The sequence below is a fragment of the Mycobacterium marseillense genome (genome assembly GCF_010731675.1).
Classification (GTDB): domain Bacteria; phylum Actinomycetota; class Actinomycetes; order Mycobacteriales; family Mycobacteriaceae; genus Mycobacterium; species Mycobacterium marseillense.
Map to the genome: position 1 here is coordinate 19,019 of NZ_AP022584.1, position 19,574 is coordinate 38,592.

15 protein-coding genes are annotated in these 19,574 nt (G+C 66.0%); 8 read left to right on the forward strand and 7 right to left on the reverse strand.

What is annotated here, in order from left to right:
* The first annotated feature begins 95 nt into the window (after positions 1–95).
* The 8 genes from G6N26_RS00090 (at position 96) to G6N26_RS00125 (ending at position 7,181) form a co-directional block, all read left to right on the forward strand.
* The gene (locus G6N26_RS00090; protein ID WP_067168999.1) at positions 96–1,376 is read left to right on the forward strand and encodes a glutamate-5-semialdehyde dehydrogenase; all 1,281 of its coding nucleotides are present in this window, start codon (positions 96–98) and stop codon (positions 1,374–1,376) included.
* Positions 1,377–1,413: 37 nt separating this feature from the next.
* Complete coding sequence (locus G6N26_RS00095) at positions 1,414–2,289, forward strand: AAA family ATPase (RefSeq protein ID WP_067169001.1); 876 nt, start codon at positions 1,414–1,416, stop codon at positions 2,287–2,289.
* A gap of 10 nt (positions 2,290–2,299) precedes the next feature.
* Positions 2,300–3,748, forward strand: a complete 1,449-nt coding sequence (locus tag G6N26_RS00100; protein ID WP_067169002.1) for a vWA domain-containing protein — start codon at positions 2,300–2,302, stop codon at positions 3,746–3,748.
* A gap of 168 nt (positions 3,749–3,916) precedes the next feature.
* Positions 3,917–4,555 (forward strand): nicotinate-nucleotide adenylyltransferase, encoded by a 639-nt coding sequence (gene nadD, locus G6N26_RS00105; protein ID WP_232067513.1) that lies wholly within the window; start codon positions 3,917–3,919, stop codon positions 4,553–4,555.
* On the forward strand, positions 4,552–4,947 hold the full coding sequence (rsfS, locus tag G6N26_RS00110; RefSeq protein WP_067169006.1) for a ribosome silencing factor: 396 nt from the start codon (positions 4,552–4,554) through the stop codon (positions 4,945–4,947). Before nadD ends, rsfS begins: the two co-directional genes overlap by 4 nt.
* Positions 4,944–5,618: a glucosyl-3-phosphoglycerate phosphatase gene (gpgP, locus tag G6N26_RS00115; protein ID WP_067169007.1), complete on the forward strand. Its 675-nt coding sequence runs from the start codon at positions 4,944–4,946 to the stop codon at positions 5,616–5,618. The genes rsfS and gpgP overlap by 4 nt, the downstream gene beginning before the upstream one ends.
* A complete protein-coding gene (gene octT / locus G6N26_RS00120; protein ID WP_067169009.1) occupies positions 5,608–6,351 on the forward strand; it encodes a diglucosylglycerate octanoyltransferase in 744 nt (247 codons plus the stop codon). The genes gpgP and octT overlap by 11 nt, the downstream gene beginning before the upstream one ends.
* Positions 6,348–7,181 (forward strand): DegV family protein, encoded by an 834-nt coding sequence (locus G6N26_RS00125; RefSeq protein ID WP_083015538.1) that lies wholly within the window; start codon positions 6,348–6,350, stop codon positions 7,179–7,181. The genes octT and G6N26_RS00125 overlap by 4 nt, the downstream gene beginning before the upstream one ends.
* Positions 7,182–7,232: 51 nt before the next feature.
* Here G6N26_RS00125 and G6N26_RS00130 read toward each other — a convergent pair whose 3' ends face one another.
* The 7 genes from G6N26_RS00130 to G6N26_RS00160 all read right to left on the reverse strand — a co-directional run bounded on the left by G6N26_RS00130 (position 7,233) and on the right by G6N26_RS00160 (position 19,387).
* Complete coding sequence (locus G6N26_RS00130; RefSeq protein ID WP_067169012.1) at positions 7,233–10,145, reverse strand: MMPL/RND family transporter; 2,913 nt, start codon at positions 10,143–10,145, stop codon at positions 7,233–7,235.
* Entirely contained in the window at positions 10,142–10,606 is a 465-nt protein-coding gene (locus tag G6N26_RS00135; RefSeq protein ID WP_179960269.1) for an MmpS family transport accessory protein, read from the reverse strand. The genes G6N26_RS00130 and G6N26_RS00135 overlap by 4 nt, the downstream gene beginning before the upstream one ends.
* 175 nt (positions 10,607–10,781) lie before the next feature.
* The gene (locus tag G6N26_RS00140; protein WP_083015541.1) at positions 10,782–11,840 is read right to left on the reverse strand and encodes an NAD(P)H-dependent amine dehydrogenase family protein; all 1,059 of its coding nucleotides are present in this window, start codon (positions 11,838–11,840) and stop codon (positions 10,782–10,784) included.
* A gap of 83 nt (positions 11,841–11,923) precedes the next feature.
* The gene (locus tag G6N26_RS00145; protein ID WP_082991385.1) at positions 11,924–13,690 is read right to left on the reverse strand and encodes an AMP-binding protein; all 1,767 of its coding nucleotides are present in this window, start codon (positions 13,688–13,690) and stop codon (positions 11,924–11,926) included.
* A gap of 8 nt (positions 13,691–13,698) precedes the next feature.
* Complete coding sequence (pe, locus tag G6N26_RS00150) at positions 13,699–14,814, reverse strand: acyltransferase PE (RefSeq protein WP_083015544.1); 1,116 nt, start codon at positions 14,812–14,814, stop codon at positions 13,699–13,701.
* A 57-nt stretch (positions 14,815–14,871) separates the two neighbouring features.
* Positions 14,872–17,868 carry an MMPL/RND family transporter gene (locus G6N26_RS00155; protein ID WP_082991386.1) on the reverse strand — a complete coding sequence of 999 codons (2,997 nt, stop codon included), beginning with the start codon at positions 17,866–17,868 and terminating at the stop codon, positions 14,872–14,874.
* Positions 17,869–17,965: 97 nt separating this feature from the next.
* On the reverse strand, positions 17,966–19,387 hold the full coding sequence (locus G6N26_RS00160) for a condensation domain-containing protein (RefSeq protein ID WP_067169032.1): 1,422 nt from the start codon (positions 19,385–19,387) through the stop codon (positions 17,966–17,968).
* Positions 19,388–19,574: the final 187 nt, after the last annotated feature.

Genomic DNA, 19,574 nt, shown 5'->3' on the forward strand with positions numbered 1-19,574 from the left:
ATCGCGAGCGCGGCGGGGCCGGGCGAAGCGGGTCGCCACCATTCGGGCTAGTGGGCCGCGTCACCCGGGCTTTTGCGGCCGGATACCCTGGTTCAATGAGTCTGCAGGCACCATTCCGCAGCGGAGCGGCCCAGCGGGAGCCTGACTTGCGCCGGGAGGTGCACGACGCCGCCCGCCGCGCCCGCGTCGCGTCCCGTGTGCTGGCGTTGTTGCCGACCGTCGCCAAAGACCAGGCGCTGCGCTCGGCGGCCGATGCGATTACCGCACACGCCGAATTGATCCTGTCCGCCAACGCCGAAGACGTCGAGGCCGCCCGCGCCACGGGCACGCCAACCGCGATGCTCGACCGACTGGCCTTGGATACCAAGCGCGTTGAGGGCATCGCCGCGGGCCTGCGTCAGGTCGCCGGGCTTCCCGATCCCGTCGGGGAGGTGTTGCGCGGCTACACGTTGCCGAACGGGCTGCAGCTGCGCCAGCAGCGGGTCCCGCTCGGCGTCGTGGGGATGATCTATGAGGGTCGGCCCAACGTGACCGTCGACGCGTTCGGTTTGGCGTTGAAGTCCGGCAACGCCGTGCTGTTGCGCGGCAGCTCCTCGGCGACCCGGTCCAACCAGGCGCTGGTGCAGGTGTTGCGGGCGTCGCTGGTCAGCGAGGACCTGCCCGCCGATGCGGTGCAACTGCTGTCGTCCGACGACCGCGCCACGGTGACGCATCTGATCCAGGCCCGCGGCCTGGTCGATGTGGTGATCCCGCGCGGCGGAGCGAGTCTGATCAACGCGGTGGTCCGCGACGCACAGGTGCCTACCATCGAAACCGGGGTTGGCAACTGCCACGTATACGTCCACGACGGCGCCGATTTGGATGTGGCGGAGCGGATCCTGCTGAATTCCAAGACGCGCCGGCCGAGCGTCTGCAACGCCGCCGAGACGCTGCTCGTCGACGCCACGATCGCCGAGGAGGCGCTGCCGCGGCTAGTGACCGCCCTGCAGGACGCCGGTGTGACCGTGCACGGCGGCTTCTCCAGGGACGCGCACGAGGACGACCTGCGGCGCGAGTACTTGTCGATGGACATCGCGGTGGCGGTGGTCGACGGTATCGACGCCGCGATCGCCCACATCAACGAGTACGGCACCGGTCACACCGAGGCCATCGTGACCACCAATATGGCTGCGGCGCAACGGTTTACCGATGCTGTCGACGCCGCGGCGGTGATGGTGAACGCGTCCACGGCGTTCACCGACGGGGAACAGTTCGGTTTCGGCGCCGAAATCGGTATCTCCACCCAGAAATTGCATGCCCGCGGTCCCATGGGCCTGCCCGAATTGACTTCGACCAAATGGATTGCGTGGGGAGACGGACAGACCCGTCCGGCGTGACGCCCCCCGTGGCGAAAGTGTTTTAGGAGAATCGATTGTGAGTGTGCCCGCCCGGTCAAAGCCGTTGTTCGAGGACATCGACGACGTCTCGCGACGGTTGGCCGAGACCGGCTACCTGCCCGACACCGCCACCGCGACGGCCGTGTTCCTGGCCGACCGGCTCGGCAAGCCGTTGTTGGTGGAGGGCCCGGCCGGCGTGGGCAAGACCGAATTGGCCCGCGCCGTGGCCCAGGCCACCGGGTCGGGCCTGGTCCGCCTGCAGTGCTACGAGGGGGTCGACGAGGCCCGCGCCCTCTACGAGTGGAACCACGCCAAGCAAATCCTGCGCATCCAGGCCGGCTCCGGGGACTGGGACCAGACCAAGGACGACGTGTTCAGCGAGGAGTTCCTGCTGCAGCGTCCGCTGCTGACCGCCATCCGGCGCACCGAGCCCACGGTGCTGCTCATCGACGAGACCGACAAGGCCGACATCGAGATCGAGGGCCTGCTGCTGGAGGTGTTGTCGGACTTCGCCGTGACCGTCCCCGAACTGGGCACGATCACCGCCGAGCGCACGCCCCTGGTGGTGCTGACCTCCAACGCGACCCGCGAACTCTCCGAGGCGCTCAAGCGTCGCTGCCTGTTCCTGCACATCGACTTTCCCAGCCCCGAGCTGGAACGTCGCATTCTGTTGTCCCGGGTGCCCGAGTTGCCCGCACATCTGGCCGAGGAGCTCGTGCGCATCATCGGCGTGCTGCGCGGGATGCAACTCAAGAAGGTCCCGTCCATCGCCGAGACCATCGACTGGGGCCGCACGCTGCTGGCGCTGGGCCTGGACACCATCGACGACGCGGTCGTCGCCGCCACGCTGGGCGTGGTCCTCAAACATCAATCCGACCAGCAGCGCGCGGCCGGCGAGCTCCGTCTGAACTAGGAAGACCGTCATGGCCGCCCGCCGCATCCGACCCGCCCGGCCGCTCGCCCCGCATGGGCTGCCGGGGCACCTGGTCGGCTTCGTGGAAGCGCTTCGCGGAGCGGGGATCTCGGTCGGCCCGTCGGAGACGGTGGACGCCGGCCGGGTGCTGGCCACGCTCGGCCTGGGCAACCGTGAGGTATTGCGCGAGGGCATCGCGTGCGCCGTGCTGCGCCGGTCGGATCATCGTGAAACCTATGACGCCATGTTCGACCTGTGGTTCCCGGCGGCGCTGGGCGCCCGCGCGGTGGTCACCGAGGACGAGGCGAACGACAGCCCGGACGACAACGCGTTGCCGCCCGACGACGTCGAGGCGATGCGCCAGATGCTGTTGGACCTGCTGGCCGACAACCCCGATCTCGCCGACATGGACGAGCGCCTGGTCGCCATGATCGCCCGCATCGTCGAGGCCTACGGGAAATACAATTCCAGCCGGGGCCCGTCCTTCTCGTCCTATCAGGCGCTCAAGGCGATGGCCCTGGACGAACTCGAGGGCAAGTTGTTGGCGGGTCTGCTGGCCTCCTACGGCGACGAACCCACGCCCTCCCAGGAGGAGATCGCCAAAGCCCTTGCGGCGCAGCGAATCACCCAATTGCGGAAGATGGTCGACGCCGAGACCAAAAGGCGCACTGCGGAGCAGCTGGGTCGTGATCACGTCCAGATGTACGGCATTCCCCAGCTTTCGGAGAACGTGGAATTCCTGCGCGCCTCCGGTGAGCAGTTGCGTCAGATGCGCCGAGTGGTGGCCCCGTTGGCCCGGACCCTGGCGACCCGGCTCGCGGCGCGCCGGCGGCGCAGCCGGGCCGGGACGATCGATCTCCGTAAGACGCTGCGCAAGTCGATGTCCACCGGCGGGGTGCCGATCGACGTAGTGCTGGCCAAGCCGCGCCCGGCCCGGCCCGAACTGGTGGTGCTCTGCGATGTCTCCGGCTCGGTCGCCGGGTTCAGTCACTTCACCCTGCTGCTGGTACATGCTCTGCGCCAACAGTTCTCGCGCGTTCGCGTGTTCGCCTTCATCGACACGACCGACGAAGTGACCCACATGTTCGGCCCGGAAGCCGACCTGGCCGTGGCCATCCAGCGGATCACCCGGGAGTCGGGCGTCTACAGCCGCGACGGCCATTCCGACTACGGCAACGCGTTCGCCTCGTTCGTGCAGGCGTTCCCCAACGTGCTCTCCCCGCGCACCTCACTGCTGGTGCTCGGCGATGGTCGCACCAACTATCGCAATCCGGAAACCGAGCTGCTGTCGCACATGGTGACCGCCAGCCGGCACGCGCACTGGCTGAATCCCGAACCCAAGCATCTGTGGGGCAGCGGCGACTCGGCGGTGCCGCGCTATCAAGAGGTCATCGCGATGCACGAATGCCGGTCCGCCAAGCAGCTGGCCGCGGTGATCGACCAACTGCTGCCCGTCTGAGGGGTCTCGGCGGGCGCCCGGTCACTCCAGGCACGGCAGTCTCCGTCCCAGGCGTGCCACTCCGGACAGGGACTGATGTGGTGCATGTGACGACAGCTCGGGCAGGCCTGATCATCGCCTCAAGTAAGCTGGCACATCGTGCAAAAGCAGCTTCGCAGGTTAGGAGTGATGGGTGGGACGTTCGACCCCATCCATTACGGCCACCTGGTTGCCGCCAGTGAGGTCGCCGACCTGTTCGACCTCGACCAAGTCGTGTTCGTGCCCAGCGGTCAGCCCTGGCAGAAGGATCGGCACGTCTCTGCCGCCGAGGACCGGTATCTGATGACGGTGATCGCCACGGCGTCCAATCCCCGGTTCTCGGTGAGTCGGGTCGACATCGACCGCGGCGGCCCCACCTACACCAAGGACACGTTGCGCGATCTGCACGCCCTCAACCCGGACTCGGAGCTGTACTTCATCACCGGCGCCGACGCCCTGGCCTCCATCCTGTCCTGGCAGGGCTGGGAGACGCTGTTCGAGCTGGCGCACTTTATCGGCGTCAGCCGACCCGGCTACGAGCTGCGGCGCGAACACATCACCGGGGTGTTGGGTGAGCTGCCCGACGACGCGCTAACCCTGGTCGAGATACCCGCACTCGCGATCTCGTCGACCGATTGTCGTCGGCGCGCGGCGCAGCGGCGGCCGCTGTGGTACCTGATGCCCGACGGCGTCGTGCAGTACGTCTCCAAGCGCCGGCTCTACCGCGCCGATGCGGGCCCGGCGGTGGCCGTGAACGAAACCAGCCTGACCCCAGGGGATCTCCCATGAGCGCCACCCAGGAAGCCATCGACATGGCGACGGTGGCCGCCGGCGCCGCCGCCGCGAAGCTCGCCAACGACGTCGTCGTCATCGACGTGTCCGCGCAGCTCGCCATCACCGACTGTTTCGTGATCGCCTCGGCGTCCAACGAGCGACAGGTCAACGCCATCGTCGACGAGGTCGAGGAGAAAATGCGCAAGGCGGGCTACAAACCCGCCCGCCGCGAGGGCACCCGTGAAGGCCGCTGGACGCTGCTGGACTACCGCGACATCGTCGTGCACATTCAGCATCAGGACGACCGTGACTTCTATGCCCTGGACCGGCTGTGGAGCGACTGCCCGGTGGTTCCGGTGGACCTGGACGAGCGCAACGGGGACGCCGAAGACTCGAGCGCACAATGAAGATCCGTCGGCTGATCATGTTGCGGCACGGGCAAACTGAGTTCAACGCCGGCAGCCGGATGCAGGGCCAGCTCGATTCCGAACTCAGCGAGCTCGGGCGGGCGCAGGCCATCGCGGCCGCCGAGGTGCTGGGCAAGTCACAGCCGTTGCTGATCGTGTCGTCGGATTTGCATCGCGCCTACGACACGGCGGTCAGGTTGGGGGAGGTCACCGGCTTGGCGATCCGGGTGGATCAGCGGCTGCGGGAAACGCATCTCGGCGACTGGCAGGGATTGACCCACACCGAGGTCGACACGCAGGCCCCCGGCGCCCGGCTGGCCTGGCGCGAGGACGCGACCTGGGCCCCGCATGGCGGCGAAAGCCGTGTCGACGTCGCGGCGCGCAGCGTGCCGTTGGTCGCCGAACTGGTCTCCGCCGAGCCGGAATGGGGCGATCCCGACGGCCCGGACCGCCCGGTGGTGCTGGTGGCCCACGGGGGACTGATCGCCGCGCTGTCGGCCGCGCTGCTGAAGCTTCCCGTCGAAAACTGGCCGATTCTGGGTGGCATGGGCAATGCCAGCTGGGTTCAGCTTTCCGGCCATTCCGGCGACGGGGACGACGAATTCGAAAGCATCCGCTGGCGTCTGGATGTGTGGAACGCCTCGGCACAGGTGTCCAACGATGTCCTCTGAGCAGCGGCACCGGCCCACCCTGTTGATCTTCGCCGACTCGCTGGCCTACTACGGCCCCACGGGGGGTCTCCCCGCCGACGATCCCCGCATCTGGCCGAACATCGTTGCCGCCCAATTGGGTTGGGATGTGGAGCTGATCGGCCGCATCGGCTGGACCTGTCGGGATGTCTGGTGGGCGGCAACCCAGGATCCGCGGGCGTGGGCGGCGCTACCGCGCGCGGGGGCGGTCATCTTCGCCACCGGTGGCATGGATTCGCTGCCGTCGGTGCTGCCCACCGCCCTGCGTGAGCTGATCCGCTACGTGCGGCCGCCCTTGCTGCGGCGGTGGGTCCGCGACGGCTACGGGTGGCTGCAGCCCAGGCTCTCCCCGGTGGCCAGGCCCGCCCTGCCGCCGCACCTGAGCGCCGACTATCTCGAACAGACCCGTGGCGCAATCGATTTCAACCGCCCCGGGATCCCGATCGTCGCGTCGCTGCCGTCGGTGCACATCGCCGACACCTACGGCAGGGCCCACCACGGCCGGGCGGGGACCGTGGCCGCGATCACCGAGTGGGCGCAAAATCACGATGTGCCCCTGGTCGATCTCAAAGCCGCTGTCGCCGAACACGTGATGAGCGGTCGGGGAAACCCCGACGGAATCCATTGGAACTTCGAGGCCCACCAGGCGGTCGCGGAGCTGATGCTCAAAGCGCTCGCCGAAGCCGGCATTTCGAACGACAAGCCCCGCTCGTGACCATCGTCGTGGTGACCGACTCGTCGGCCCGGCTGCCGGCAGACCTGCTCGACAAGTGGGGGATTCGCGTTGTCCCCCTGCACATCCTGCTTGACGGCACCGACCTGCGCGACGGCGTGGACGACATTCCGGGGGACATCCACAAGCTCGCGGCGACAACCGCGGCGGCCACCCCGGCCGAACTGGCCGACGCTTACCAACAGGCGTTGGCCGACAGCGGCGCCGATGGTGTGGTGGCGGTACACATTTCGTCGGCGCTGTCGGGAACGTGCCGGGCCGCCGAGCGCACCGCGGCCGACCTAGATCCCAACGTGCGGGTCGTCGACTCCAAATCGGCCGCGATGGGCACCGGATTCGTGGCCGTGGCCGCCGCGCGGGCAGCGGCCACCGGCGCCGACCTGGACGCCGTCGCGGATGCCGCGCGCGCGGCGGTGGCGCGCGGGCATGCCTTCATCGTGGTGCACCGGCTGGACAACCTGCGCCGCAGCGGACGCATCGGCGGGGCGGCGGCATGGCTGGGCACCGCGCTGGCACTCAAACCGTTGTTGCGTATCGACGACGGGAAACTCGTTCTGGCCCAGCGGGTCCGGACTGTCAGTCACGCGACGGAGGCGATGATCGACCGGGTCTGCCAGACCGTCGGCGACGGCACCGCGGCCCTGGCGGTGCACCACGTCAACAACCCGGACGGCGCCGCCGAGGTGGCGGCGGCGCTGGGCGAGCGGTTACCGGCGTGCGAGCCGGCGATCGTCACCGAGCTGGGGCCGGTGCTGGCGCTGCACGTCGGCGCGGGCGCGGTCGCGGTGAGTGTTCAGCTCGCAGAAGTTTAGTGGCGATCGCAAGCGCGGCGTAGCCGGGCGCTGCGGGTCGCCGGCATCGGCCTAGGCGCTCACGGGACGTCGCGCGTTGTCGCCGCGCGGGTGAACAACCTGCGGCCACCAGAACCACCGCCCGAGCAGCGTGGCGATCGACGGCATCAGCAGCGTGCGCACGATCAGCGTGTCGAGCAGCAGACCGATGCACACGGTCGAGCCGAACTGACCGAGCACGCGCAGATCGCTCCCCAGCATGGACGCCATGGTGAAGGCGAACACCAGACCTGCGGCCGTCACCACCCCACCGGTCCCGGCCATCGACCGGATGATCCCGGTCTTGAGGCCGTGATGGATCTCTTCCCTGAACCGGGACACCAGCAACAGGTTGTAGTCGGATCCGACCGCCAGCAGGATGATGACCGCCAGCGCCATCACGATCCAGTGGATATTGATGCCGAACAAATCCTGCCAAATCAGCACGGACAGACCGAAAGACGCCGCGATCGAGCTGGCCGCGGTGCCGACGATGACCAGCGCGGCCACCACGCTTCGGGTCAGCAGCAGCATGATCATGAAGATCAGCGTCAGTGACGCGATGACGGCGATCATCAGGTCGTACTTCTCACCGTCAGCCATGTCTTTGAACGTCGCGGCGGTTCCGCCGAGATACACCTTGGCGTCGGCCAGCGAGGATTGCTTCAGCGCCTCCTGAGCGGCGGTGCGTTCGGCCGCCACCCGTTCAATTCCCTCCGGCGTCATCGGATCGTCCTGGTGGGTGATGAAGAATCGCGCCGACTTACCGTCCGGCGACAGGAACATGCGCAGACCCGTCTGGAAGTCGGGGTTGTCAAAGGCTTCTGGTGGGAGGTAGAAGAAGTCGTCGTTCTTCGACTGATCAAAGCTCTGCCCCATGACGATCCCGGTGTTGCTCATCGCCTCCATCTGGTCGATCATCGCCTTGAACGTCTGGTAGAGGGTCAGCGTGATGCCCCTGGTCGTTTTCAAAGTGGCGATCAGCGTGGGAAACAGCTCGGTCAGGTCGCGTGACGCTTTGGCGGTGTGCGTGATGTCGGTCGTCAAATAGTGGAACTGCTCGGCCAATTGGTCGAACCCATCGAACGTGTCGAACAAAGACCGCAGCCCGATGCACACCGGAATGTCGTAGCAGTGCTTCTCCCAGTAGAAGTACGTGCGGACCGGCCGGAACGTGTCGTCGAAATCGGCGATGTGGTCGCGCAGGCTGTCGGTGATCTGCGACGTCACCTGCGTGGTCTTGGCGCTGTCGTCGGCGGCGTTGGCCAAATCGAGCGACACCTCGTACTGGCGCTGGGTGGTGTCGATTTGGGTCTGCAGGTCGTCGGCCATCTTGAGGATGTCGTTCATGCGCTCCTTGAGGAAGCCCATGTTCTGCATCGTCGTCTGGCTCTGGACGCTGTTCTGGAACGGAATCGAGCTGTGCTGAATCGGGATGCCCAGCGGCCTGGTGATGTCCTGAACCATGGCGATGCCGAGCGTGCGCATCTCGTTTTTCGCCACCCGGTCCAAGACCAGCATGTCGGCCGGGTTTCGCATGTCGTGGTTTGATTCGACCATCAACAGGTCGGGGTTCATCCGGGCCTCGGAGAAGTGCCGATTCGCGGCCTCTTGCCCTTGATTGGCTGGGGCTGACAACGGCAGGTAATGCCGATCGTTGTAGCTGGGCTTGAAGCCCGGCAGTGCCACCATGCCGACCAGCACGATGGCGGCGCTGACGGCCAAAATGGGTGCGGGCCAACGCACGACCGCGGTGCCCACCCGGCGCCACAGTCGCCCTCGCTTCGCCTGCCTTTCGAAGAGATGGAAGCGACTGCCGATGAACACGACCGCAGGGCCGAGGGAAAGTCCGGCGAGCACCACGACCAGCATGCCGATCGCCACCGGCGCGCCCATGGTGTTGAACCAGGGCAGCCGGGTAAAACTCAGGCAGTAGGTGGCTCCCGCGATCGTCAGTCCGGAGCCCAGGACGACCGGGGCGACGCCCTTGAACGTGGTGTAGTAGGCCGTTTCTCGGTCCTCACCGGCGGCCAACGCTTCTTGATATCGCCCGACGAGGAAGATGCCATAGTCGGTTCCCGCGGCAATCGCCAGCATGGTGAGGATGTTGGCGGCGAACGTGGTGAGCCCAAATGCGTTGTTATAGGCCAGAACCGCGACGACGCCGCGCGCGCACGCCAGCGCCACGAAGGTCATGAAAAGCTGGATCAGCGTCGTGACGATCGAGCGGTAGACCAGCAGCAGCATGATCGCGATCGCGCCCAGGGTGAACAGCGTGATCTTGGCCAGGCTGGCGTTACCGATGATGTGCATGTCGTCGGACAGCGCCGCGGGACCGGTGACATAGGCCTTCACGCCGGGGGGCGCTTTGTTCTCTTCGATCACCTTGCGGACGGCGTCCACGGAGTCGTTGGCCTGCGTGGTGCCCTGATTACCGGCGAGGTTCACCTGCACGTACGCGCCCTTGGCGTCGGCGCTCTGCGCTCCCGCGGCGGTCAGGCGGTCGCCCCAGAAGTCCTGGATGTGCTGGATGTGCTCGGGATCCTTGCGCAGGTCTCGGATCAGCTTGTCGTAGTACTTGTGCGCGTCCGGGCCCAGCGGCTGCTGACCCTCCAGGACGATCATCACCGTGCTGTTCGAGTTGAATTCGTGGAAGTTACTGCCCAGGCGCATCATCGCCTTCATCGACGGCGCGTCCAGCGGAGTCATCGGCGCCGAATGCGCCTCGCCGACCACTTCCAGGGAGGGGACCAGGACATTGACCAAGACGGTTATCACTACCCAGCCCAGGATGATCGGGATCGCAAAGATGCGGATCGCGTGGGGGAGGTAGGGGCGGTGGCCGCGCTCGGCCTTGGACAGGCCCCCCGCTTTGATGGGGCCGGTGGCTTCGTCGTATTCGGCGCTTCTGGCGCCGGAATCGGTCTCGTTGTGCACGTCGCTCATGCGGACTTCACCAGGCAGAAGGTCTGGGCGTTATGGCCGTCGGAGTTCTGGTTGTCGCGGACGACGCCGTCCACGGTGATCTTGCAGTTGATCGTGCCGCCGTTGCTCTGCGCCATGATGTTGGCGCTCACCGAGGGCAGCGTGGTCGAAATCGTGGTCGACCACGGCAGCGGGGCGTTGTTGACCTGATGCGTGTTGGCGTCCGCGTCCCAGTAGTTGATGTTCGCCGTGGTGCCCGGGGCGCCGGAAATCTCGTAGACGACGACCTTCGGGTTGAACTGCACGATTTCGATTCCCTTACCGGCATTCGCGTTGAGATCTTCTGAGCCGAAGAGCTTGTGCAGCCGCGACACCACGAGTGCAGACAAAGCCAGAACGACGACAAGCAGCAGCGGTATCCAACCATTTTTCAGCACGCGGGTCGCGATGCCGGGGCGAGGACCTGATTTCGGATCAGCCATCACCTGTCCGCCTTTCGCCCACCGCTTCGGGCATTGCCGCAAAGCTCACCAACCATCGCCGACGACACCGATGTCAACGGAAAATTTGCTCAGCTAGGCATCCTAACCATAGTGCACGCAAGCGTTCCTCCTGGGGGCCGCCGGATGTGGCGAACGGCATAGGCCCTATTAGGCCCTATCGAGCGAGCCGGCCGGTGACCGGTGGCAAATCCGCCAGCGTCACGATGCCCGACCGGGCCGCCACCACCGCGGGGACGGCATTCGTCACCGGCATCGCGGTGTAGATCATCCCCAATCCCATGAATCCGGGCTCGGTCCAGTCCTTGGGCGGCAGGCAGTGCAGGACCGTGCGCATGTTGGGCAGCCCGAACACCTGAATGACATGCCCGTGCTCGAGTGGCTTGGGCGGGACGACATGGCTGCCCATCGTCCAGTTGAACCCGACGCTGACGACGTTGCGATCGCCGACCCAGCCGCGGTGGTAGCCGTAGACGCTGCCGACGGTTCCGGCGGGAATCTTCATGAACCCCAGATCGGAGTCGCCGGTCGCCGCGGTGAACGTGACGTCGAACGTCATCTTGTCCAGCTTCGCTCCGATGGCGTCGGCCATCATCGCCGCCGACTCGGCAAAGACCTCGCTTTCCCGTCGCACGTTTTCGGCCAGCCCCGGGGTGTCGGGGTCTTGCGAGAACCCCATTGCGGTTTGGGTTTCCGCCGACTCGTAGGTCGAGCAATCCACCGACTCGGTGATGCGGATCTCGTCGACGCGTTCGCACGAGGCGGATAGCACCATGCCAACCATGTTGGTCATGCCCGGGTGCGCGCCGCTGCCGAAGATCGTCGAATTGCCCTTCTGGCAGGCGTCCTCGATGCGCTGGCGGTCTTGCGGCGTCTGCTTCCCTCCGGTGATCCACGCCGCGCTGGTGCACACGTTGACTCCCGATTCCAGCAGCCGCACCAACTCGTCGATGTTGGGCCACAACGGGTTGTAGCAACACGCGTCGGCGCCCAGGGCGATCAGCGCGTCGATGTCGTTGGTGGCGTGCACCCCGGTCGGCTGCGGCCAGCCGGCCAGTTCGGCGGCGTCGACCCCGACCTTGCCCTCGCCGTGCGCATACACCCCGACGAGTTCCATGTCGGGTCGCCCGATGATGGCGTGCAGCGACCGCCGCCCGATGTTCCCGGTCGTCCACTGGATGACGCGTAGGGGACGGTCAATGCTGGTTGTGCTCATCCTTGGCTCCTTTGCCGCTGCGGGGGTGGAACCATTATGCGAAGCGCGCTACCTCTCGGCGCGCCCGCGTCCACCGCCGGGGCTCAGGCGTCCAGACGGGCGAATTGCTGCTGGCTGTACTGCTCCACACAGGCGGCGCGCCGGATTTTGCCGCTGGTCGTGGTGGGAATGGATCCCGGCGGTACCAGGACGAGGTCCCCGACGTTCACGCCGTGCGCATTGGAGATTGCGGAGGTGACGTCGGTTTTGACGGAGGTGAGCCAGTGCCTGACGTCCTGGGCGTCCTCGTTGGGGTCGCCTCGCTTCTTGAGCTCGATGACGGTGACCAGCTTCTCGGTGCTGTTCACCGGCACCGATATCGCCGCGACCCGACCACCCGTGATCTCCTGGACCGTCGCCTCGATGTCCTCGGGATAGTGGTTGCGCCCACGAATGATCAGTAGATCCTTCATCCGGCCGACGATGAACAGCTCACCGGAGTGGATGAAACCGAGGTCGCCGGTTCTCAGCCAGGGCCCGTCGGGCGTCCCCGGTGACGGGTCGACGAGGGTGGCGCCGAAGCATCGCTGCTCGGCCGGCGCCTTGCGCCAATAGCCCTCGGCGACATTCTCGCCCCGCACCCAAATTTCGCCGATCACTTCCGGGGGGCATTCGCGGCTCGTCTCGCTGTCGACGATCCGCACCATGGGGGACTGCGGCACCCGGTACCTGACCAGCTCCGTAGCCTTGCCGCCCGTCACACCCCTCCCGGCCGGGCACGGCCTAACGCGGCCGGCACCGAGCTCTTCGACGTCGAAGCGTGCGGCCGGTGAGGATTCGCTCCAGGCGCCGGTCGCCACGAAGACGGTGGCCTCGGCCAGGCCGTACGAGGGACGCATCATGTGGTCCCGGAAATTGAAGTGCGCGAAGCGATCCACAAAGCGGTGCAAGGTGGCCGGCTCGACGCGTTCGGCGCCGCTGATGATGCCCAGCACATCGCCGAGGTCCAGCCCCGCCAGGTCTTTGTCGGTGGTTTTGCGGGCAGCCAAGTCGAAGGCGAAGTTAGGCGCCGCTGACCAGGCATGGGGATTTTCGGCCAGGGATCGCACCCACCTGGCCGGTCGTTCCAAGAACGAAATCGGACTCGACAGCTCGCCGCGGTAGCCACCCAGGATCGGCGCACAAACTCCCAGCACCAAACCCATGTCGTGATAGAAGGGCAACCACGACACAATTGTGGTGTTCGGCGGGGCTTTAGCGTGGGAATCCACGAAGAAGCTGCGCATCAGCTGCTCGAAATTCGCCTCGAGATTGCGATGCGAGATCATCACCCCGGTCGGCGTGCGGGTCGAGCCCGAGCTGTACTGCAAATAAGCGACGCTAGGCAAATCGTCCGTCGGAACGTGTGTTTCGGCCTCGACATCGAGGTTCATCGAATCGATTTCGACGATCTTGGGGACGTCGTCCATGCGTGCTTGATCGACATATTCGGCAACGTCTTCCGCGACGTCGGACGTCGTGAGAACCACCGACGGCGACGTGTCGGCGAGGACCGCGCTCACCCGCTCATGACTCGAGCCGCGATGCGGTAGCGGCAGCGGCACGGCGATGAGCCCGGCCTGCATGGATCCCAGGAACGCCGCGATGTAGTCCATGCTCTGGGGCGCCAGGATCACCGCCCGGTCGCCGACCGAGCCGTGCGGGCCGAGGTTGCGTGCCACGTTGAGCGTTCGGCGCGAGACCTGCGACCAGGTGAGTGTCTCGCGCACACCCGCCGGGTCGTGCTGGTAGTCGGTGAACGTGTAGGCCACGTCGAGGGGCCGCAGGCTGGCACGCCCGTGCAGCATGGAGAGGATCGACGACTGAGACATAGGCGCGCTCAGTCGGTGCCGTCGGAGAACGCGGACATGGCACCGCCGAGGACTTGTGACAGCGGGTCGGCGTCGCCGCCGAAGGTCACCTGGTTGGCCGGCGCGGTGACTTCCGCCGGGTCGAAGCCGTGCACCGGGTCTACCTGAACCGGAGCGGTCGCCGGGTCGTCGTTTCGCGCGTAGCCCGCGTTCACCCGCGGAATCAGGATCGCGTCGAGCTTGTTCAGCGTGCCTTCGTCGATCCCGACGTATTTCAGCGGCATGACGAGCGGAAGGTGCTTTTCCGGAACCATGATCGTCGTGTCCTTCGCGCCCCTGGAGTTGATCGTCGTCCTGATGTTCTGGGGCGGCACCATGCTCGGGTTCGTGAAGGCCACCGCCGTGTGACCGGTGGCGAGCCCCAACAGCGTGTTGGCGAGCGCGAACATGTTGTCCGGCCGGTCGGGGAAGTCCGCGATCAAGTCGTAGGACGCCACGAACCTGTTTGTGTCGTACTGGCTCTCGTACGGCGGCGGCATCGTGTAGTCGAGTGCGGGGACGAAGCTGCCGACCGGGAACACGGCGGTCAGGAAGCTCTGACCGAAGGCGTGGTGCCCGATCGGGTCGCCGAATGTGGCGAAATTCAGCTTGTCCGGCGGGGGTGCGGTCGGGTCATTCGCCAGCCGGGCCTGCTCGCCATCGACGACGAACCCGCCCTCGGACAAGCCGATCGCCGTGCCCGGCCGGCCGGTGCGGATCGCCGCGTCGAGGTTGTCGATCCCCACGTCGACGGACTCGCCGACGCTGGGGCCGTCCGCGCCCAGGCCCGGGAACTGCTCATCGAGCTTGCCGATGCCCGGGAAGAGTCGCTCGAGCACGTGCCCCTGAATCTGGCCCGCCGGATAGCGGACGATTTCGCGCTTCTGGCCGGGGAACCATTGCGCGCCCTCCTGGCGGATGTACTCGTCGTAGGGGATGCCGAGGACGTGAGCGCCTCCGAGGGCGAACGCCGTCTGGTCGCCGGGGGCTCCCGGAGTGGGCGGACCGCCGACGGGCGACTCGTCGGCCGTCGCGGTATTGACGCCGAAACACCCTGTGGCACCGACGGTTACCAGCGCCGTCACTCCCGCGAGTAGTTTCTTCATCCCTACTCCTGACCGGTCGGATTCGCCTCGTAGTCTCACATACATCATGTGCGGGTGCTAACCGGGCTGCGGCTCGGCGCGTCCGCTCGGCGACCGCGCGCTCCCTCGGGAAGGCCACCAGTTCGCCCGTCCGACCAGCGCGGCGATGGCGGGGACCGTGATGGTGCGCACCAAGAAGGTATCCAGCAAAATTCCCACCCCGATCACGAAACCGCCCTGGACCACGGTGCTGATGCTGGAGAACAACAGGCCGCACATCGAGGCGGCGAAGATCAGTCCCGCCGCGGTGATCACACCGCCCGTCGAGCCCAGCGTCCGGATGATGCCGTACCGCATGCTGTGCGGAGACTCCTCCCGCATTCGGGAGACGAGCAGCATGTTGTAGTCGGCCCCGACCGCGACCAACACCACGAATGCCAGCGGGGGCACACTCCAATGCAATTGCTGGCCCAGCAGGTATTGAAATACGAGCACGCCGATACCCACCGCCGATAAATACGAAATGACCACGGAAGCAACCAGATACAACGGCGCAACAATCGCGCGCAACAGTGCGATCAAGGTGAATAGCACGACCATCAGCGTGACGGCGATGATGAACCGAATATCGTGCTGGTAGTAGTCACGCGTGTCCTTCAGGGCGACGGTATATCCCGCCATCGACACCGTGGCGTCCGCCAATGCGGTATTCGGCTGAGCTCCCCGCGCGGCCGCGGTGATCGCGTTGACCTGATCCATGGCTTGGGTGCTGAACGGATTCAGTTTGGTTTGAACCAAATACCGCACCGAGTGGCCGTCCGGCGAAATGAATACCTTGGCCGCTTTCTGGAACTGCTCTAACTGCAGCAGCTGGGGCGGGATATTGAACCCGGCCATTGCCGGATGTGCGGCATCGCGTTTCAGCGACAACAGAAACGCCGCTGACTCGTTGAGCCCGCTGCCGAGCTGCTTGAGTTGATCGACGAGTTGAGCCACCGCGTCGGCCACTTGGCGGCTGCCTCCGGCTAATCGGTTTGCCCCGTCTTGCACGGTATTCAGGTTTGTTTGCATGCCACCGGGTTTGTCCAACCCCATGGAGTGCAGGACCTTGGTGAGCTTCGCCAGCGAAGCGCGCACCCGATCGGTCGACGCCTTGAGGGCCCGTTTGTCCGGGGCCTGCTGCAGTCGATGGGCCAACTCGTTGATCGCGTCGAGGTCCGCTTGATTTTGCGGGCCGAGCAGCTGCTCGAATGCCCCGCGGGTGTCGCTGCACGACGGGTCGACATCGCATCGCGGGTTGCCCTGCAGCGCCGCCAGCACCGGACCTATCCAGGCGAACACGTTCTTGGCCGCGGAGAAGTTCCAGCCCATGGAATTGCTGATCGCGTTGACGTGGTCGACGAGCTGGGCCGCGAGGTCGACCTGTTTCACCAGCGCGTCGCCGCTGTACTGGTTCTTCGCCGACGAGAAGGCAGTCTCCAGTTCCTGCACGCTGGCGGCGAGCTGGACGACCTGGCCTCGCACGTTGCCGAGGTTGTCGGCCAGCGTGCCCGCGCCGGCGACCAGCCGGTTGAGGTCGCTGGTGTGGTCCTTGATCAGGGTGGACCCGTCCGCCAGCAGGGTCCCGATGGCGCCCGCCTGATAGGTCGCCCGGAATTGTTCCGGCACATTGCCGGTGGGGCGCGTGATGCCGCTGACCGCAGCGACATTCGGCAATTGGCTGACGCGGTCCGCCATCTGTTCCAGGTCCGCGAGGGCCTTGGGCGTGCGCAGGTCGTGCGGCGATTGGACCAGGATGTATTGCGGAATGGACTGATTCACCGGGAAATGGCGATCCAGCGCGGCGTACCCGATGGAGCTTGGCGCGGACGGCCGCAGCGCTTTGCGATCGTCGTAGTTGTAGCGCACCAGGCCGGCGCAACTGGCCAAGATAATCAACACCAGCACGCTGGCAACCAGATTGACCTTCGGTCGCCGCACGATGCGGATGCCCGAACGGCGCCAGAATCGCGCGGTCAGTTCGCGTCGGGGAGTGACCCAGCCACGTCGCCCGGCCAGCACCAGGACGGCCGGCAGCAACGTCAGCGCGGCGAGGAACGCCACACCGATCCCGATCGCCGCGGACGCCCCGACCGTTTTGAACACGCCCATCCGGGCGAAGCTGATGAGCAGAAACGTGATGCCGACGGTGGCGGCGGAGGCGGCGATCACTTTGCCGATCGAGAACATCGCGCGCTTGACAGCCGCATCGGAATTCGCACCCGACCGCAAATAGTCGTGATATCGGCTGATGAGGAAGACCGCGTAATCCGTTCCGGCCCCGGCCATTATCGCGCTCAGGAAGACCACGGACTGGTTTGAGACGCCCGAGCCGGTCAGTTGGGAGTAGCCCGCTACCACCGCCTGCGCGATAACCAGGGATGCGCCGATGGTCAGCAACGGCAGCAGCATGGTGACCGCGCTGCGGTAGATCACCAGCAAAACGACGAGCACCAGAACCGCGATCGCCAGCTCGATGGGCATCCGGTCGCGAGCCCCGGCGACCGTAAGGTCGGCGACGGTCGCCGCGGGGCCGGTGAGGTTGGCCGTCAGCGGCGTGCCGGTGACGACGCCTTTGACGATGTCGTCGATCCGGTTGAAAGAGGCGTAGGAGCGCGGAGTGCCCAACTCGCCGGCAACGCCGACCGGGAGCACCCAGGCTTTGTGGTCCTTGCTGGTCACGGCCGAGCGCAGGGCGGGCGTGCTGATGAAATCCTGCAGCATCAAGACGTCTCGCGTGTCCTGGCGCAGCGCGTCCACCAGTTTGCGGTAGGTGGCTTCGTCGGCGGGGCCGAGACCCTTGTCGTTGGTCAGGACCACCAGCAGGAGGTTTTCCGAGCCCGATTCGTGAAACGCCTCGGTCATCTTTCGGGCGGTGACGCTCGATGGTGCGTCACTGGGCAGGATGGCGAGCGGATGCTTCTCGGCCATCTCGCCGAGCGACGGGAAGGTCAGCGGCAGTGCGACCGCGATCGTGATCCAGATCCCGATCACTGCCCAGGGCCACCGCACCACAAATTCGGCTAGCCGTCGCATACCGCCCTCACCCCCGGTCGGCGGCAACTCGGCCGCCCTCGACCGGGCCCGGTCAAACCACGCGATTTCGCATCACGTGCCATCGAAGTGCTCCACGCTACGCGACGCGCCCCCAACTACCGCTGCCGGCGACCCGCACACAGACCGACTTCATCGCCTCCATATAGCGGACAACCGATTTCCCGGCGACCGGGTTGTCGGGATGCATGATCGCCATGACCGTGCCCTCCCCGTACCGGAATATGTAAATGGTCAATTGATGCGAATAGCGGCCGTCGGGGTAGATCCCGATGTTGTTCGCAAGTCCCAGGTCGGCGGCGGCAAGAATGGCGTTGAGGGGAGCGGCGCCGCCGTGGAAGAAGTTCGATACCGGAAAGTTTGATTGCGGCCAGCGCAGCCACGGCGCCAGTTCCAGCACGCGGTAGTAGGGGACCTTCGCCATGTCCAGGCTGTTATCGAAAGAAGCCTGCGCCGCCCATGCGGCATCGCCGAATGAGGCAGCGGCGATCGGCACGGTGATCGGAATCAGGCCGGTAAACCAACCCTGCGTCATGAAATTGTCGGTGGCTTTGCGTGAATCGCGGGGAGTAAGCCCGTAATACGTCATGGCACCCGTGAATTCATGCTCCACCAGGGCGAGGCAGGCGAACAGGCCCCCGACAAAGCGCGCTCCGGCATCGGCGCAGGCCGATTCGAATCGCTCCGTTTGCGCGACATCCATCAGCAGTTCGGAGGTCATGGTGCTGCTACTCGAATCCTGCGGGTTGCCCAGCGGCAGCGGGAATTCGGGAAAGCCTTCATTATTGTTCTCGGCGAAATCAATCCACGCGCGCACCTCGGGGGAATCGACGGTCAACGTCGACGTGTATTCGCGTTCGCGGGTGCAGAAATCGTCGAAGCTGCCGGCGTCGGGAAGAGCAAGGGCCTCGCCGCCCCCGCTCAACGCCGTGTACATGCCGTTGGCCTCCATCATCGTGGTGCCGATCAATGTCGCGTCCCCGTGGACATGATCCATGGCGGCAAAGAAGGTGAAGTGGCTCTCGCTTTGGATAATTCCGAAAGTGAAGCAACCCCATTCCAGCGGATTCGGTATGGCCACCACGTGCGCGTGTATTTCGTCGGCCGTCATCTCGCCGTGGTCGATCGGCGCGAACTCGATATCGGCGGGGTCGGTGATGGTGTGCCTGACGAACCCTCCGTCGCCGGTGTCCTCGAACCAACTGCGGAACGTGTCGTGCCGCCGCAGGTACGCGTTGACCGCGTGGTTCATGGCGGCGACGTCGCACGTTCCGGCGACCTCACAAGTGGCGATGATCTGTCGTGAGAAGTTCAGCCCGGCGGCCGTGCGTTCGCGGTAGTTCCGAAGGTGTTGGCCCTGCATGTAACTCACCGGCACGGAACTCACCGGGGCTTGCCGGGCTTTTTCGCTGGCCGCGGCGGTCGGGTGCCAGGAGGTGACCGAGCCGGGGGTCAGCGTCCAATCATCGAGTGAGCCGATCGTTATCTTCCCGATGCGCAAAACTTCGTCCTCCTCGGTTTGAACGGCTGCGGCGGCGCCGGCGTCGCGACCAAGATAACCCTCCGAGTGATCGCCGTCGCATGCGTGCGAGGGCACCGCCTACACTCGCTCACGGATCCGACCGGCTTTCGGCGACCGAGTCGTGGCGATCGAGTTGTGGCGATCGAGCGGCCGGGCGGGGACGCAG